This is a genomic window from Nocardioides sp. NPDC054178 (genome assembly GCF_055585005.1).
Genome location: NZ_JBVJKY010000004.1, coordinates 560034 through 561484, shown reverse-complemented (window position 1 = coordinate 561484; position 1451 = coordinate 560034). Strand labels below are relative to the sequence as shown.

General features: G+C 70.8%; 1 protein-coding gene and 1 pseudogene. One reads left to right on the top strand and one right to left on the bottom strand.

Features of this window, described 5'->3' with window-relative positions:
* A pseudogene (locus ACZ6WN_RS18560) lies at positions 1–219 on the bottom strand (hypothetical protein); the annotation flags it as partial.
* 479 nt (positions 220–698) lie between these two features.
* On the opposite strand from ACZ6WN_RS18560, the gene ACZ6WN_RS18555 reads away from it, so the two are divergent.
* Positions 699–1307 (top strand): class I SAM-dependent methyltransferase, encoded by a 609-nt coding sequence (locus ACZ6WN_RS18555; RefSeq protein ID WP_465866598.1) that lies wholly within the window; start codon positions 699–701, stop codon positions 1305–1307.
* Positions 1308–1451: the final 144 nt, after the last annotated feature.

Below are 1451 nucleotides of genomic sequence, written 5' to 3'. Positions count from 1 at the left end.
CCGGGCAGCACTGTCCGCGGCCACGTCCTCGGCGGTGGCGATCACCCGCAGCTCGAGCTCGGCCAGCTGTGCCTTGGCACGGGCGATCTCGAGCAGGGTGGCGGCCTTCTGCTCGGTGGCGATGAACGTCGGATTCGCGTCCGCGACTCCATCGAGCGACGCAGTGATCGCGACCACCGCCGTCAGCACAGGATGCTGGGGTTGCTGCAGCGTGGTCATCGAACCGGTCACCTCCCGACGTACGAACTCGACGGGGTTCTGCCTGTGCAGAATCCCGATTGGTTCGCTGGTCTCGGAGGCCCGGAGTACGGGCTATCACTTACCCTCGCAGCTCGGCGTTCACGCCCCTGGTTCCCCTGGATTACCCCACACCCGTTGTGTCTCGGGTGGATGGGGCACGCCTCGTTCGAGGTGGTCGGCCATCACGTTTACGCCTGCGCCGAGCCTACCACACCAAGCAAACCAAGCGAACCCAATCAGGGACAGATATCCCGAACCAAAGCCAGACCGCTGCCGGAAGCCCGCAAGAGAGCCAAATGCCACCCAACCCAGACACCCTGGCTTCTAAATCTCCCAACCCAAGCCACGTATTGGCCCCACCCGCGCTGGAACCCAGACCCGAGACCAACGGACACACATCCACCCAACCCACACGAAGGCGGCCAGCGAGCCGCCGAACCCACTACCCTCGACCCCCGATGCCAACCACCGAGATCGGCGCAGCCTATGACCGCCGCGCAGCCGAGTACATCGACCTGTTCGGAACGATCGACAAGCTCGCCGAGCGCGACCACGACACGATCACCACCTGGCGAGACAGCACAACCGGCCGGCTCCTGGACGCCGGCTGCGGCCCCGGTCTCTGGAGCCAGGAGCTCACCGCGCGCGGCCTACGCGAGGTGCTCGGCCTGGATGCCTCCGCCGAGTTCGTCGCCGCCGCACGGGCGCGGTATCCAGACGTCGACTTCCAGCGAGCCGACCTCGCGGCGATCCCCCTCAGCGACGGCTCGGTAGGCGGGATCCTGGCGTGGTACTCGATCATCCACACGCCACCCGCGGACCTGCCCGCGATCCTGGCCGAGCTCGCCCGCGTGCTCACCCCGGGCGGTTCGGTGATGATCGGATTCTTCGACGGCGAGCCCGGCGAGGCGTTCGACCATGCGGTGCACACCGCCTACTACTGGTCCGCCGAGGCTCTCGAGGGGCTCCTCGGCCCGCACGGGTTCACGGTGGGGCAGGTCTCAGCCCGGCAGGATCCGGGCGCGCGCCGCCGCCAGGGTGACCTGGTCGCGACGCTCATCGGCTGACCCCCGACGTGGGGGGGGGGGGGGGGGGGGGGGCCCCCCCCCCCCCGGGGGGGCCGGGCCGGGGGGGGGGGCCCCCCCCGGGGGCGGGGGGGGGCCCCCCCCCGCCGGCGGGCCCCGGCGCCGGTGCCCCGCGGGGCCCGCCCG

Excerpts from the sequence above, each read along its gene's own strand:
- ACZ6WN_RS18555 (WP_465866598.1), top strand. The coding sequence starts at position 699 with ATGCCAACCACCGAGATCGGCGCAGCCTATGACCGCCGCGCAGCCGAG.